This window comes from Mitsuaria sp. CC2, from assembly GCF_048957715.1.
Taxonomy (GTDB): Bacteria; Pseudomonadota; Gammaproteobacteria; order Burkholderiales; family Burkholderiaceae_C; genus Roseateles.
Genome location: NZ_JARVXN010000017.1, coordinates 81,101 through 95,089, shown reverse-complemented (window position 1 = coordinate 95,089; position 13,989 = coordinate 81,101). Strand labels below are relative to the sequence as shown.

14 protein-coding genes are annotated in these 13,989 nt (G+C 66.3%); 9 read left to right on the top strand and 5 right to left on the bottom strand.

All coding sequences use genetic code 11. The features are described 5' to 3' along the window. Positions 1-14 precede the first annotated feature (14 nt). The 3 genes from PV762_RS12495 to PV762_RS12485 form a co-directional block, all read right to left on the bottom strand. A complete protein-coding gene (locus PV762_RS12495) occupies positions 15-749 on the bottom strand; it encodes a site-2 protease family protein (RefSeq protein WP_421035334.1) in 735 nt (244 codons plus the stop codon). Positions 750-753: 4 nt separating this feature from the next. Continuing rightward, positions 754-1,671, bottom strand: coding sequence for a DUF2167 domain-containing protein (locus PV762_RS12490; protein WP_421035333.1), 918 nt, complete (start codon positions 1,669-1,671; stop codon positions 754-756). A gap of 334 nt (positions 1,672-2,005) precedes the next feature. After that, positions 2,006-5,566, bottom strand: a complete 3,561-nt coding sequence (locus PV762_RS12485; RefSeq protein WP_421035332.1) for an indolepyruvate ferredoxin oxidoreductase family protein — start codon at positions 5,564-5,566, stop codon at positions 2,006-2,008. A 278-nt stretch (positions 5,567-5,844) separates the two neighbouring features. Between PV762_RS12485 and PV762_RS12480 the strand changes: the two genes are divergently transcribed. Next, entirely contained in the window at positions 5,845-6,393 is a 549-nt protein-coding gene (locus tag PV762_RS12480; RefSeq protein WP_421035362.1) for an Lrp/AsnC family transcriptional regulator, read from the top strand. Positions 6,394-6,610: 217 nt separating this feature from the next. On the opposite strand, the gene PV762_RS12475 is transcribed toward PV762_RS12480, so the two are convergent. Both PV762_RS12475 and PV762_RS12470 read right to left on the bottom strand, forming a co-directional pair. Further along, complete coding sequence (locus PV762_RS12475) at positions 6,611-6,898, bottom strand: hypothetical protein (protein WP_421035331.1); 288 nt, start codon at positions 6,896-6,898, stop codon at positions 6,611-6,613. A 68-nt stretch (positions 6,899-6,966) separates the two neighbouring features. Continuing rightward, complete coding sequence (locus PV762_RS12470; RefSeq protein WP_421035330.1) at positions 6,967-7,167, bottom strand: hypothetical protein; 201 nt, start codon at positions 7,165-7,167, stop codon at positions 6,967-6,969. 354 nt (positions 7,168-7,521) lie between these two features. On the opposite strand from PV762_RS12470, the gene PV762_RS12465 reads away from it, so the two are divergent. From PV762_RS12465 to PV762_RS12430, 8 genes are all read left to right on the top strand, one after another. Continuing rightward, positions 7,522-8,412: an EamA family transporter gene (locus PV762_RS12465; protein WP_421035329.1), complete on the top strand. Its 891-nt coding sequence runs from the start codon at positions 7,522-7,524 to the stop codon at positions 8,410-8,412. Positions 8,413-8,438: 26 nt separating this feature from the next. Next, positions 8,439-9,164, top strand: a complete 726-nt coding sequence (locus PV762_RS12460) for a hypothetical protein (protein ID WP_421035328.1) — start codon at positions 8,439-8,441, stop codon at positions 9,162-9,164. Positions 9,165-9,234: 70 nt separating this feature from the next. Continuing rightward, positions 9,235-9,942 (top strand): hypothetical protein, encoded by a 708-nt coding sequence (locus tag PV762_RS12455; RefSeq protein WP_421035327.1) that lies wholly within the window; start codon positions 9,235-9,237, stop codon positions 9,940-9,942. Between the two features lie 116 nt (positions 9,943-10,058). Further along, positions 10,059-11,414, top strand: coding sequence for a glycoside hydrolase family 18 protein (locus tag PV762_RS12450; RefSeq protein ID WP_421035326.1), 1,356 nt, complete (start codon positions 10,059-10,061; stop codon positions 11,412-11,414). 159 nt (positions 11,415-11,573) lie between these two features. Continuing rightward, the gene (locus PV762_RS12445) at positions 11,574-11,921 is read left to right on the top strand and encodes a methylglyoxal synthase (protein WP_421035361.1); all 348 of its coding nucleotides are present in this window, start codon (positions 11,574-11,576) and stop codon (positions 11,919-11,921) included. 59 nt (positions 11,922-11,980) lie between these two features. After that, entirely contained in the window at positions 11,981-12,667 is a 687-nt protein-coding gene (locus PV762_RS12440; protein WP_421035325.1) for a YciI family protein, read from the top strand. A gap of 67 nt (positions 12,668-12,734) precedes the next feature. Continuing rightward, positions 12,735-13,430: a helix-turn-helix transcriptional regulator gene (locus PV762_RS12435; protein ID WP_421035324.1), complete on the top strand. Its 696-nt coding sequence runs from the start codon at positions 12,735-12,737 to the stop codon at positions 13,428-13,430. Next, positions 13,427-13,987, top strand: a complete 561-nt coding sequence (locus PV762_RS12430) for a DUF6036 family nucleotidyltransferase (RefSeq protein ID WP_421035323.1) — start codon at positions 13,427-13,429, stop codon at positions 13,985-13,987. The genes PV762_RS12435 and PV762_RS12430 overlap by 4 nt, the downstream gene beginning before the upstream one ends. Positions 13,988-13,989 lie beyond the last annotated feature (2 nt).

Here is a 13,989-nt window from a genome sequence, read left to right as displayed (position 1 = left end):
GCGTCACGGCGGCGTCAGGCGTCGTCGCCGAGATGACGCGCCGCGCCCAGCATCTCGTGGACGTCGTGCGTCATCACCGCCAGGAAGGCGGCCAGGCCGATGTAGTAGGCCGCGTACTCCCACTTCACGCGGGTTGGGACGGCGTAATACGTCTGCGCCTCTTCGCTGTCGGAGCGGTACTTCCACGCTTTCATCAGCTGCGGCGCGGCCAGCAGCGCGATCAGCAGCAGCATCGGGCTGGGCCGGTAGAGGAACAGACCGACCAGCACCGGCACGCCCGCGAACCAGATCCGCGGTGACAGCACCGCCGTGATCCGGCCGCCGTCGAACGGCGACAGCGGAATCAGATTGAACAGGTTCAGGAAGAAGCCCGCATACGACACCGCCAGCAGCCAGTCGAGGTTCCAGCTGCGCGCCAGCAGGTAGCAGACGGTCGCGCCCACGGTGCCCAGCAGCGGACCGCCCAGGCCGATGTAGGCCTCGGTCTGCGCGTCGTGGGGCATCTCCTTGAGTTCGATCCAGGCCCCGACAAAGGGGATGAAGGTCGGCAGGCCGACGTTCAGGCCCTTCTGGCGCGCCGCGACGTAGTGACCCATCTCGTGCACGAACAGCAGCGCGATGAAGCCCACCGCGTAGCGCCAGCCGTAGACCCAGGTGTACAGGATCACCGACAGCAGCATCGTGCCGCCGCTGAGCAGCAGCTTGCTGAACTTGACGCCGCTGAACAGCAGGAAGAGCAGCTTGGTCATCGTCTCAGGACTCTGCGGACTCGCTCTTCTTGCGGCCGAACAGCTTCATGAACGCGCCGCCGAAGCCGACGACCGCGAGGATGATGATCTTGGCGAACTTCAGGAAGAACGCGCCGATCACTGCCAGCAGGCCCAGCTTCTTCGCGCCCACGCCCAGCACCAGCGCGGCCAGGCCGTACTCGGCGACCTTGTCCGTGCTGCTGTTGAAGTCGGCGTAGCGCTTGCCGTCGTTGAACTCCAGCGCGCCGAGCAGCTGCTGTGCATCGCCCTTGTACTTCGGCAGTTCGTCCAGTCCGGTGACCAGGTTGAGGCTCATGTAGCCTTCGCGGCCCAGCGCATAGGTGTTGTAGTTGACGCCCTGCGGTTCATTGGCCGGCGCGCCGACTTCGCGCGACTTCATCGCCCACACCAGGCGGTGCGAGTCCGCCGCGTAAGTCGGTTCCTGCGCCCAGCCGGTGATCTCCAGCGCGCGGCCGCCCATCTTCTTGCGCTCGTCGTTGCTGGCCTCGGTGCCTTCCTTGAAGCTCTTCAGCATGTCCGCCGAGTCCCAGTGCTTCGCGTCGTCGTCCTTGATGTAGCCCGACTTCTCGAAGCGCAGCGTCGCGAACCAGTCGCCGTCGCCGCGCGGGAACACCACGCCTTCCAGGTCGCTGTAGTCGCCGGGATTGCCCATCGCGCGCATCAGCTTGGCCGCATGCGGCTGCGGCACGTACACCTTGCCTTCGGGAAGATGCAGCACGGCCTGGCTGGACAGCTTCACGTCCTGCGGCCCCTTCACGATGTCGTTCTGCGCGGCGACGAGCACCTTGGCGAACTCGTTCTCGCCGGACTGCGCCGAGGCCGGGCCGGTCGCGACGAACATCGCGCCGAACAGCGCGAAGGTGAGGGCTCGCAGCGTGCGAGCGAAGGGGGTGGTGGTCATGGGAATCCCTCGAAATTAGGTCGAACTTGGCCTCTGGCGGGCCGAAGGGTGCGAGTCTATCGATGTGAGTCGTCGGGAAATCCGCACTTCCCCCATCCGGGGGCATGAAAAAGCCAGCGCAGTGACCAAAGACATACAGCCCGCCCGGAGACCCCGTGCGGGCTGTATCGATGATTGCCAAGGCCCAAGGCCCAAGGCCCAAGGCCCAAGGCCCAAGGCCCGAGGGCAGCGAGCGGGGGTGGGGCCGGAGTAGGGCTTGGGGTTCGCGGACGCGAGGCCCCATGCCCTGCGGAGAGCCCGCGCTTGGCCTACCGTCAGTAGTGGCCGTGGAGCGTCACGCCACGGCTTGCCACTGCTTCTGCAGCTGGTCCCATTTCAGGCGTGCCGCCTTCAGATGGCGCTCCTTCACGTGGCCGTAGCCGCGGATGTCTTCCGGGATGCGGGCCAGCTCGACGGCGGTCGACAGGCGCTCGGTGGTGAGGCCCTTCGCCAGGATCGATTCGATCGTCGCGCGGTAGTCCTTGATCAACTGGCGTTCCGTCTTGCGCTCTTCCGTATGGCCGAACGGATCGAAGGCGGTGCCGCGCAGGCCCTTCATCTTGGCCAGCATGCCCATGGCTGGGCGCACCCAGCTGCCGAAGGCGCGCTTCTGCAGATGGCCGTGGTCGTCCTTCTTGGCGAGCATGGGCGGTGCCAGGTGATGCACGACCTTGAAGTCGCCTTCGAACTGGCCCTTGATCTTGTCCAGGAACTTGGTGTCCGTGTGCAGGCGGGCGACTTCGTACTCGTCCTTGTAGGCCATCAGCTTGAACAGGTAGCGGGCGACGGCTTCCGTCAGACGCGTCCCGCCCACCGGCGCTTCCGCCTGGCGGACCTTCTCGACGAAGGCGCGGTACTGCTCGGCGTAGGCGGCGTTCTGATAGTCGGTCAGGAACTCGACGCGCTTGGCGATCAGTTCGTCCACGCCCTGGCGCTTGACGAAGTTGATCACCTGTTGCGCCGCGAACAGCGACTGCACCGCGGCCAGGTCGTGCGCGCAGCGACGGCCCCATTCGAAGGCGGCCTTGTTGTTGTCCACCTGCACGCCGTTGAGCTCGATCGCGCGCATCAGCGCGGCGTGGCTCAGCGGCACGCGGCCCTTCTGCCACGCGAAGCCCAGCATCAGCGGGTTGGTGTACAGCGAGTCGCCCAGCAGCTTCACCGCGACCTCTTCCGCGTCGAACATGCCCAGGTGCGAGGCGCCCACGGCCTTCTGCACCGCGGCCTCGCAGGCTGCGCCCGGGAAGGACCAGTTGGCGTCGTTGACCAGCGTGGCGGTCGGCGAACCGTGCGTGTTCAGCGCGACGAAGCTGCGGCCTTCACGCATCACGGCCAGCGTCGTCTTGTTGGCGGCGACGATGGAATCGCAGGCGATGACCAGGTCGGCCTCCGCGGTGCCGACCTTGGTGCAGTGGATCGCGTCCGGGGTGTTGGCGATCTGGATGTGGCTCCAGGTCGCGCCGCCCTTCTGCGCCAGACCGGCGGCGTCCTGCGTGATCACGCCCTTGCCTTCCAGGTGGGCGGCCATGCCGAGCAACTGGCCGATGGTGATCACGCCGGTGCCGCCGACGCCGGCCACGACGATGCCCCAGGCCTCGACCGCGTTCGGGATCGTCGGCTGCGGGATCACCGGCAGCGACGCGTCGAACGGGCTGATGCGCTTGTCCTTCTTCGGCTTCTTCAGCTCACCGCCTTCGATGGTGACGAAGCTCGGGCAGAAGCCCTTCACGCAGCTGAAGTCCTTGTTGCAGGTGTTCTGGTTGATCTGGCGCTTGCGGCCGAATTCGGTCTCCAGCGGTTCGACCGACAGGCAGTTCGACTGCACCGAGCAGTCGCCGCAGCCTTCGCAGACCAGCTCGTTGATGACGGTGCGCTTGGCCGGATCGACCAGCTTGCCGCGCTTGCGGCGGCGGCGCTTCTCGGTCGCGCAGGTCTGGTCGTAGATGATGACCGTGGTGCCGGGGATCTCGCGGAACTGGCGCTGCAGCGCGTCCAGCTCATCGCGGTGGTGCACCGTCACGCCGGGCGCCAGCGGCTTGCCGTCGTACTTCTCGGGCTCGTCGGTGACGATGATCAACTTGGCGACGCCCTCGCTGACCAGGCTGTTCATGATCTGCGTGACGCTGTGGCCCTCGGGGCGCTCGCCGACCTGCTGGCCGCCGGTCATCGCGACCGCGTCGTTGTAGAGCACCTTGTAGGTGATGTTCACGCCCGCGGCGATGGACTGGCGGATCGCCAGGATGCCGCTGTGGAAGTAGGTGCCGTCGCCGAGGTTGCTGAAGATGTGCTTCTCGTCGGTGAACGGCGCCTGGCCGACCCAGGGCACGCCCTCGCCGCCCATCTGGGTGAAGGTCGCGGTGTTGCGGCCCGGCATCCAGGTGACCATGTAGTGGCAGCCGATGCCGCCCACGGCGCGCGAGCCGTCCGGCACGCGCGTGCTGGTGTTGTGCGGGCAGCCGGAGCAGAACCACGGCGTGCGGTCGGCGCCGCCGGCGGTCTTCTCTTCCGACTTGAGCGACTGCTCCTTGGCGTCGATCAGCGCGACGCGCGCATCCAGGCGCGCGGCGGTGTCGGCGTCCACGCCCAGCTTCTTCAGCCGCTTCGCGATGGCGCGCGCGATGATGGCCGGCGTCAGGTCGGCCTGCGGGCGCAGCAGCCAGTTGCTGCTCGGGTTCGGGTGGCTCCACTCGCCGCCGCTGCGGTCGCCGTCGGTCTCGTCGAACTTGCCGAGCACGTTCGGGCGCACGTCGGGACGCCAGTTGTACAGCTCCTCCTTGAGCTGGTACTCGATCATCTGGCGCTTCTCCTCGATGACGAGGATCTCCTGCAGCCCGGTGGCGAAGTCTCGGGTGATGGTCGCTTCCAGCGGCCACACCACGTTGACCTTGTGCAGCCGGATGCCCAGGCGGCGGCAGGTGTCGTCGTCCAGGCCCAGGTCGTGCAGCGCCTGGCGGGTGTCGTTCCAGGCCTTGCCCGAGGCGATCAGGCCGATGCGGTCATGCGGCGTGGCGATGACGTTGTGGTTGAGCTTGTTGGCGCGGACGTAGGCGAGGGCGGCGTACCACTTGTGGTCCATCATCCGCGCTTCCTGGTCCAGCGGCGGATCGGGCCAGCGGATGTGCAGCCCGCCCGGGGGCATCTGGAAATCTTCGGGCATCAGGATCTCGACGCGGTCGGGATCGACGCTGACGCTGCTGGACGATTCGACGATCTCCTGGATGGTCTTCATGCCCGACCACAGGCCGGAGAAGCGGCTCATCGCGAAGGCGTGCAGGCCCATGTCCAGGATCTCCTGGACGCTGCTGGGGAAGAACACCGGGAAGCCGACGGCCTTGAAGACGTGGTCGCTCTGGTGGGCGGCGGTGGAGCTCTTGGCGATGTGGTCGTCCGCGGCGATGGCGATCACGCCGCCGTGCTTGGATGTGCCGGCCATGTTGGCGTGCTTGAACACGTCGATGGAGCGGTCCACGCCCGGGCCCTTGCCGTACCACATGCCGAAGACGCCGTCGAACTTCGCCTTCTCGGGGAAGAGCGCGAGCTGCTGGGTGCCCCAGACGGCGGTGGCGCCGAGTTCCTCGTTGACGCCGGGCTGGAAGACGATGTGCTGCTTGGCGAGGTGCTTCTTCGCGGCCATCAGGGCCTGGTCGTAGCCGCCCAGCGGGGAGCCGCGGTAGCCGGAGATGAAGCCGGCGGTGTTGAGGCCGGCGATGGCGTCGCGGGTGCGTTGCAGCATCGGCAGGCGGACCAGCGCCTGGACGCCGCTCATGAAGGCGCGGCCCTCGTCGAGTGCGTACTTGTCATCCAGCGTGACCTTCTCGAGGGCGCGCAGGATGTGTTCGGGCAAGGGGGCGTTCATGCGGGGAGTCTCCTGATGGGTGGCTGACGTCCGGTCCCCGCTTGTGGCGAGGCCGTGTGCCTTGGCTGCCGTCGCGCCAAGTATGGCGGCGCGCGGAAAACGCAGAGAACAGTGTAGGAAACATCGCCCAGCGAGTGTTTGCTAGTTCTGCGCCGGCGAGGGTCGTTTGAGCAAGAATCTTTCCCTGAATGACGAAAGGGATTCGAATGGCATCGAAAAATGGCGCCTCAGGGAAAACCATGAGGGCGGCGGCGGGTTCCGCGGGCGGCGACGAGGGGCTGGACCGGGGCGCGGACCGGGGCGCCGATCGGGGTGAGGACGCGGGCGGATCCGGTGCTCCGGCAAGCGGCGAACTCGACCGCTATCACGTGGCGATCCTGGGCGAGCTGCAACGCGAGGCGCGCCTGTCCAACGCGGAGCTGGCGACGCGCATCGGGCTGTCGCCGGCGCCGACCTGGCGGCGCGTGCGGTGGCTGGAGGAGCAAGGCTTCATCACCGGCTACCGCGCGGAGATCGACCGGCGCCGGCTCGGCCTGGGCGTGCTGGCCTTCGTGCGCGTGGACGCGGACCGCAACAACGGCGCCGCGACCAAGCAGCTGGAGGAGGCCATCCGGCAACTGCCGGAGGTGATCTCGTGCCACTACATCAGCGGCGCCGGGACTTTCGAGCTGGAGGTGATGGCCACCGACCTGGATGCATTCAGCCGGTTCTCGATCGACACGTTGCTGAACCTGCCGAACGTGAAGGACATCCATACCAGCTTCTCGCTCGGAGAGGTGAAGGCGGGCGGGGCGTTGCCGCTGGGGCATTTGAAGCCGAAGGGGTAACTCCTCGTCGGAGTCAACGCCAGAGCGTATTGAGGAGTCGTGACAGAACGGCCAGTGTGATTGCCAACACAAGAACGAAGAGTATGCATAGAGCTGGTTCTGGCCAAACTCCGGACGACATTCTGTATTCGGTGGCCCACAAGAGCAGCGTGAGGAGCGTCGTGCTGCGACGCCACTCTTTTGAGAATTGTTTCATCCTTTTGTCTCCCCAGAATATTCAGATCTCAAACCATCCAACACAGAGGGCACTGATGATCAGAACCAGTGAAAGGAAGCTCAGGGCGACCCCGATCGCCGAAGTTTCAAATCGCTCCCGACCCTTGAGAAACTGGCCAAAAGCGATTTTTCTCGATGGGTTGGATAAGTTTGAAGCTGAGATCAGCCCGGCGCATGCAGATAGCGCAGCGAGCCCCATGGCGGGACGTCGATTGGAAAAGAAGTACCAGGCCAGTGCGAAATTGAGAATCGCGATGGAAAGGTAAGCAACGCGGAAAATATTATCCATGAGATTGGAGCCTCGATTGGTTTGAGGAAGGCGTCCCTCCCTCGAGTCGCCGACAACTTCAAAGACCCTTAGAACAGGTTGTAGTCAGCCAGGTTGTCGCCCTGGTGTGTAGCCATGTCGGCCAAAACGCCACCGAAGCCATAGCCGGCTGCACCTGCGGCCATGACGGCACCCCAGCCGGCGGTATCGGCCATCACGATGGCCAAGGGTGCGAGCAGGGCGATACCGCCGCTGACCTGTTCGAGTTCGTGTGGTTGGAGTTCTTCCATTTTCATCCTTCAGACTTTCAAGGATCGCCTTCCCAGCGATCGGGGGCGGCCCGTTCTCAAATGACGAGTCGCGGTCCGAAATTAAATGGGTCGAAAGGATGTTTTAACTGGTAGAAGTTCCATCATGAAAATAGGTCGGCTGAAGAGCGGTGGTTTGACTATTGATAATTGCTGAAAATAACAAGAGCTGACTAACTGAATTAAGGGATTCCAATGGCTTGGCTCTCTTCTGTGGCGTGCCGCAGTGATGCGTGGCGCCTTCCGCTGTACCGGTCGCATCCCCAAGCCCCTGTACCGGCTCCATGGAGATCTCAGCAGGCATAGTCGACGATCCCCCCTCGCTCCCCGGCCGCCATGACGCTACCGCTCCGACATTTCCTGCTTGCGCTGTCCGTGGTCGCCATCTGGGGAAGCAACTTCGTCGTGATCCGCTGGGGCCTGAACGCGTTCCCGCCGCTGCTGTTCGCGGCGCTACGGTTCACCTTCGCCGCGCTGCCCGCGATGCTGCTGCTGCCGCGACCGAAGGTCGGCTGGCGCAACCTCGCGGCCTACGGCGCCTTCGTCGGCGTCGGTCAGTTCGCGCTGCTCTATCTGGCGATGCGCTCGCAGATCTCGCCGGGGCTCGCCTCGCTCGTCATCCAGACCCAGGTCTTCTTCACGCTGCTGCTCGCCATGCGCATGAGCGGCGAACGCGTCCAGGGCTTCCAGTGGCTCGCCCTCATCACCGCCGCGGCCGGCATCGGCGTCATCGCCTCGCACACCGACGGCACGACCACGGTGCTCGGCCTCGGGATGGTGCTGCTGGCCGCGCTCTGCTGGTCCAGCGGCAACATCGTCGGCAAGCGCGCCGGCGCCGTGAACATGCTGGGCTACGTGGTGTGGAGCAGCGCCTTCGCCGCGCCTGCGCTGTTCGCGCTGTCCTTCATCGTCGAGGGCCCGACGCAGATGGGCGAGGCGATCCAGCACGCCGGCGTCGGCGCCTGGGCCGCGGTGCTCTGGCAGTCGGTCGGCAACACGCTCTTCGGCTACGGCGCGTGGAGCTTCCTCCTCTCACGCCATCCCGCCGCGACCATTGTCCCGATGGCGCTGCTCGTCCCCGTGTTCGGCATGAGCTGCTCGGCGCTGCTGCTCGGCGAAGGCCTGCCGCCGTGGAAGCTGATGGCGGCAGCGCTGGTCATCAGCGGGCTCGCGATCAACCTGCTGTGGCCGCACGTGCGCGGCGTGCTGCGCGCCGCCAAGGCATGAGCATGGACGCGGGCACGAGCATCGGCATGCACGCCCATCGTCGGATGGCCCATGCGTTCGTCGCGGTGGCCATGGCGCTGCTGGGCGCGCTCACGCCGCTGGGCGCGAGCGCACAGTTCGTCCCGCCGGAGAAGGGCAAGGCCCCCGCGGCGATTCCCTCGGTGCGCGACCAGGAGATCGCCCAATGCCTTCCCGGCGAAGTGCAGACCTGGGGCGACGGTCGCGACCGTGCGATCGCGACGCGCTCCTTGCGCTTTGCCTATCGCCACGACAACGCGCCGCCCTGGTTCAGCGAATCGCAGGTGATGGCGCTGGTGAGGCGCTCCGCCGAGGCCTGGTCCGCCTGCGGACTGAAGCTCGCCGTCATTGCCGTGCCCAACGGCCAGGTGCCGCCCGAGGACGCCATCCAGATCCTCTGGAGCGACGTCGGCAGCCGCGGCCAGTTCGCGCTGGCCAACGTGACGGCGCGCAGCCTGTCGATCGGTCCCGGTCTCTTCGCGCTGCTGCGCGAGCGCAATCCCAAGCACCCCGCCGACCAGACGCTGCAGATGGTGCTCTCGCACGAGATGGGCCACTTCCTCGGCCTGATGGCGCATTCGAAGCGCTGCGTCGACACGATGTCCTACTACGACAACGGCAAGGGCGAACGCTGCGCGCTGCGCGATCCGAAGAGCTGGGGCAGCGTCGTCGAGTACCGCTCCATGCTGCCCACCGCCTGCGACATCGACCGCTGCAGAGCGCTGAACAAGTAGGCGCCCGGCACGAGGGCGCTGAACGCGTCGGCGTTGAACACATGACGTCCTCGCGGCGTATGCTGGCGCGATGAACTCGCACCGCCGCCTCGCCGTCCTTGCCGTTGCCGCGCTCAGCGTCGGCGCCTCCGTGATGACGCCGGTCCACGCGCAGGGACCGAAGCAGAACCTGCAGGTCGAGATGCGCTGGGTCGAATCCGAACTCAGCGGGTCCACGGTCGCCGGCATCCGGGACGGCAGCACCGTGGTCAGCACGGGCGGCAGCGTGTCGGCGCGCGGCGGCGTGGCGCTCTCTACCGAGAACCGCGAGCAGCGTCAGCAGCTGTTCCCGCGCCTGCTGGTGCTCAACGGCTCGCAGGCCTCGTTCACGATGACCGAGTCGACACCCATCCAATGGGTCGACGTGGCGATGGATCGCCAACAAGGCGAGCGCGACCGCGTGGTCGTCGTGCCGCGGCAGGGCATGGCCGAGCGCGTGCGCGGCATCGTCGTCCGACCGAAGTGGCCGGGCGGACGCAGCCCGGTGGATGTCGAGGTCCGTGCTTCGGACCAGTCGCAGATGCCGCAGGGAGGCGCCTACGGCACCTCGCTGCCCGACGGCCAGCAGCGCCCGAGCACCGACGTCCTCAGCACCGTGCAGGCGCCGCTGGGCATCTGGGTCACGATCGCGCGCACGGGCAGTGTGACCTCGAGCGCCAACCGCAACACCTACAGCACGCGGGACGCGGAGGTGCAGAAGCTCCGCGAACTGCAGCTTCGGGTCGACGTGGCGCCATAAGGCGAAGTGGCTCCATAAAGGTTTCTCCGAAGTCGCTGCATCGGTCAAATTGGTATTTGACTGGTGTTATTTTCCGGAGTGATCCGCTAAGCTGCGGCGTCCATTGGAGGCCCCGCATGTCCGTTCGCGTACTGTCCCGCATCCCGACCCCGTTGACTGCCGCGATCGCTGCGCTCGGCGCGATGGCCGTCTCCGCCGCCATCGCCGCGACGCCAGTTGCCGATGCGAAGGCCGATCAGAAGGCCGGCCAGAAAGCGGATGCCCCGGGCTACCCGCTCTTCGGCGCCAAGCCGGTCGAGTTCGAGCGCACCGGCGGGAAGATCGTCGGCATCTACGTGCCCAACTGGGAGCCGGTCGAGCTGATCGAGCACGTGCCCCCGCAAAACCTGACCCACGTGCTCTACGCCTTCCTGCGCCTGTGCGGGCCGGGCCAGTTGGCGAAGGACGCCGCGAAGTGCGTCGGCAAGAAGGATTTCGAGATCGGTACCGGCCCGATCGATACGCGCTTCAACGACGCTTTCGCCCGCTACAAGCAGCGTGCGCCGCACCTGAAGATCGTCGCATCGGTGGGCGGCTGGGGCGGCTCGGATCCGATCTTCCATCTGGTCGGCGACCCGGCGAAGCGCGCGGTGTTCGCGGCGTCGGCGCAGCAGTTCCTGCGCGACCATCCGGCCTTCGACGGCATCGACATCGACTGGGAGCACCCCGGCAACAACGGCGCTGCGAACGGCGTGCAGCTCGGCAGTCCGCAGGATGGCCAGTCCTACGCCGAGTTGATGACCGATCTGCGCAAGGCGCTGGACGCGTTGACGGCCGAGACGGGACGTCCCTATCTGCTGACGACGGCCGTGAACCCGATGGATTCGATCGTCGGCAAGATCAACTTCAAGGATGCGTCCAAGCCGCTGGATCTGGTCTTCATGATGACCTACGACTTCTACGGCATGTGGTCGCCGGTCGCGGGCCATCACACGACGCTGCGCGCGTCGTCGCCGCAGGCGGACGACAGCCTGGAGCGCGCCGTGGCCAACCTGGAGAAGGCCGGCGTACCGCGCTCGAAGCTGGTGGCCGGCGTCGCGATGTATGGCCGAGGCTTCACCGGGGTGAGCGAGACGAAGGCAGGCGCCGCGAAGACTGGCGCCTATCCGGGCGGCGAGGGCGCGCAGGGTTATCGCGAGATGGCCGGCCGCATCCTCGATGCGAAGGGCAACGGCCGCGCCGGCTACCAGTCGGTCTGGGATCCGGGGACGCAGTCGTGGTCGCTGTTCAACCCGACTCAGAAGCTCTGGATGGGCTATGACGATCCGCGCGCGGTGCTGGCCAAGGGCCGCTTCGTGCGCGACCACGGCCTCGCGGGCGTCTTCGCCTGGGAACTCAGCCAGGACAACGGCGACCTGCTCAACGCGATGAACCGCGGCGTCGGCAACGTGCCGCTGGAGACGCGGAGCACGCAGAAAGAACCGCGCCGGTAACTCGCGCGTGCAGCCTCCGGGCCTACGATGGCAACCATGACCGACGCCACTGCTCCCACCCCCCCGCTGGCTTCCGCCGCCGCCCTGCCGGGTTCCGCGACGGCGACCGGTGCGCGCCTGCGCATCGCCCTGATCGCCCACGACGGCAAGAAGGACGAGATGGTGATGCTGGCGACCGAGTTCGCCGGTTTCCTCGGCGGCTGCGAGCTGGTGGCGACCGGCACCACCGGCACGCGGCTCACGGCCGAGGTCGGCCTGACGGTCGAGCGGATGCTGTCCGGCCCGCATGGCGGCGACCTGCAGATCGGCGCGCGTCTCGCGGTCGGCCTGATCGACGCGGTCGTCTTCCTGCGCGACCCGATGACGCCGCAGCCGCATGAACCCGACATCAACGCGCTGGTCCGCGCCTGCGACGTGCACAACGTCGCCTGCGCCACCAACGTCACCAGCAGTCGCCTGATGCTGCGTTCGCTGCAGGTGCTCGGCATGGGCGGCGGCCGGGAGTAGAGTCGTCCATCGACGCCGATGGTCGCTCGACGGCCCGGTGAACGACCAAGGAGACTCCGATGCAACGACGTTCCCTGATCGCCACGGCGGCCGCGATGCCTGCGCTGTCCGCGCTCGCGGCGCTACCGACCCACGCACAGACCCGCCCTCAGATGATCGCCGCCGAGCAGTACTGGTTCATCTTCCTCGAGACCGGCAAGCCGGTGCCCGACGACAAGGCCGCCGTGGCGGCGATGCAGACCGGGCATCTGGAAAACTTCAAACGGCTCTTCGCGGACGAAAAGCTCTTCGCGGCGGGACCGTTGCGCGATCCCTTGAAGCAGAAGCGCGGCATCGTCGTGGTCAAGGCGCCCAACCGGCAGATCCTGCTGAGCTACTTCGAGCCCGACCAGTACATCCGCGAGGGTTACATGGTCGTCAACGCGCAGCCGGCGACCGTGCACCAGGCGCTGCGCCACACCGGCATCGATCCCGACGGGATCGAGGAGAACCGCATCGTGCTGTTCAGCCGCGCGGAGGCGAAGGACAAGGACGCGGTGCCGATCTTCCTGCAGCGGGCGCTCGACGAAGGCGTCATCGGGGCCTGGTACTCGCTGGAGGACGGACCGATCGGCGAGGTGGTGTTCTCTCGCGGCACCGACGAGACGGCGTTGCGCAAGACGATGGCGGAGTACCCCGGGCTCTCGGATCAGCGGGTGACGATGAAGATCTGGGGGCAGTGGTTGGGGAAGGGTGTGCTGCGGTAAATTGATGGTTGCTCAATTGGTCATCAAAATAACCAAAATCTTATGTTTTGGTTAATATGTTGACCAAATGAGCGCTCACCAAGCCACCGAGATCCTTGATCGCCAGTTGCTGCTTCAACTGGGTGAACGCCTGCGCCGTCTGCGCAAGTCGCAAGGTCTTGGCACCGTCGACATGGCCGCGAGAGTGGGCGTCACGCGCAACACGCTGCGGGCCGTGGAAGCCGGAGATCCGGCGACGTCCATCGGCACCTACCTGCGAGTGATGTCCGTGCTGGGGGTCAGTGGTGAACTTGCATTGCTGGCTGGCGACGTCCTGCAGCCGCCACCTGCGGACTCAGCGGCCGCGAGATCTCGGCGAGAGGCTCCGGCCGTGCGCGTGGAGGTCTCGGCCAGCAATGCGAAGCATCGCCTCCAGGATCTGCAGAGCATCACGATGCATCAGGAGGCCGTGCGCCTGGCCAAGGCCGATCCTGCGTTGATTCAGAAGGCGCAAGCCACGGTCGAACGTTGGCTGTCTTCTGGCGATGCTCGTTCTGCCACGCTATGGCGCGAGTGGCAGGACATCCTGAGTGAAGGCGCGTGGCGCAAGGTGCTTGGCGCCACGCGACGCGCGCAACAGCTTCGACAGACATCCCCTCTGGTCACGATCCTCCCGGAGGAGGTGCGACAACGCATCTTGAGGCAAGTGAACCAACTGAAGAACGGCGTCATCCTTGACTCTGGCGTCGGCACTCCGCCGGCAGAGTCGTCAGAGACACCATGACGCGACAAGAGCTGGAACACATCATCCGCGCGAGCGGCGACATCACGGATCAGTACGAGTTCGTGATCGTGGGGAGCCAGTCGATCCTCGGCACGACGGCGACGCCTGAAGCGGTCTTCACGGTCTCCATGGAAGCGGACATCTATCCCCTCCAGGCGCCGGAACTGGCGGACATGATCGATGGCGCCATCGGTGAAGGATCGCCGTTCCACGACAGCTATGGCTACTACGCTCAAGGCGTCGGACCGGACACGGCGATCCTGCCGAGGGACTGGATGACGCGAGTACGTCGAGTGCAGAACGCCAATACGAATGACCGGGTGGGCTACTGCCTGGGCATCGTCGATCTGTTCCTTGCCAAGGCCGCTGCCGGTCGGGACAAGGATCGCGAGTTCTGCGCGGCGCTGTTCGAGCACGGATACGTGACACCGGAGGCGGCACTCGCCCTCACTGGCGAGATGCCACTCGACGAGGCGACGCACCGGCGCCTGCGCGCGACGATCCGTCGCTGGGCACAGGCGGCCCGCGACGCGGGGCACGCTCTGCCCGATGCATGAGA

Bases quoted from the DNA above. Each gene is read 5' to 3' on its own strand.
- PV762_RS12485 (WP_421035332.1), bottom strand. From the start codon at position 5,566: ATGAACGCCCCCTTGCCCGAACACATCCTGCGCGCCCTCGAGAAGGTC.
- PV762_RS12430 (WP_421035323.1), top strand. From the start codon at position 13,427: ATGACGCGACAAGAGCTGGAACACATCATCCGCGCGAGCGGCGACATC.
- PV762_RS12435 (WP_421035324.1), top strand. From the start codon at position 12,735: ATGAGCGCTCACCAAGCCACCGAGATCCTTGATCGCCAGTTGCTGCTT.
- PV762_RS12445 (WP_421035361.1), top strand. From the start codon at position 11,574: ATGGTGATGCTGGCGACCGAGTTCGCCGGTTTCCTCGGCGGCTGCGAG.
- PV762_RS12490 (WP_421035333.1), bottom strand. From the start codon at position 1,671: ATGACCACCACCCCCTTCGCTCGCACGCTGCGAGCCCTCACCTTCGCG.
- PV762_RS12455 (WP_421035327.1), top strand. From the start codon at position 9,235: ATGAACTCGCACCGCCGCCTCGCCGTCCTTGCCGTTGCCGCGCTCAGC.
- PV762_RS12495 (WP_421035334.1), bottom strand. From the start codon at position 749: ATGACCAAGCTGCTCTTCCTGCTGTTCAGCGGCGTCAAGTTCAGCAAG.
- PV762_RS12465 (WP_421035329.1), top strand. From the start codon at position 7,522: ATGACGCTACCGCTCCGACATTTCCTGCTTGCGCTGTCCGTGGTCGCC.
- PV762_RS12440 (WP_421035325.1), top strand. From the start codon at position 11,981: ATGCAACGACGTTCCCTGATCGCCACGGCGGCCGCGATGCCTGCGCTG.
- PV762_RS12450 (WP_421035326.1), top strand. From the start codon at position 10,059: ATGTCCGTTCGCGTACTGTCCCGCATCCCGACCCCGTTGACTGCCGCG.
- PV762_RS12475 (WP_421035331.1), bottom strand. From the start codon at position 6,898: ATGGATAATATTTTCCGCGTTGCTTACCTTTCCATCGCGATTCTCAAT.
- PV762_RS12460 (WP_421035328.1), top strand. From the start codon at position 8,439: ATGCACGCCCATCGTCGGATGGCCCATGCGTTCGTCGCGGTGGCCATG.
- PV762_RS12470 (WP_421035330.1), bottom strand. From the start codon at position 7,167: ATGGAAGAACTCCAACCACACGAACTCGAACAGGTCAGCGGCGGTATC.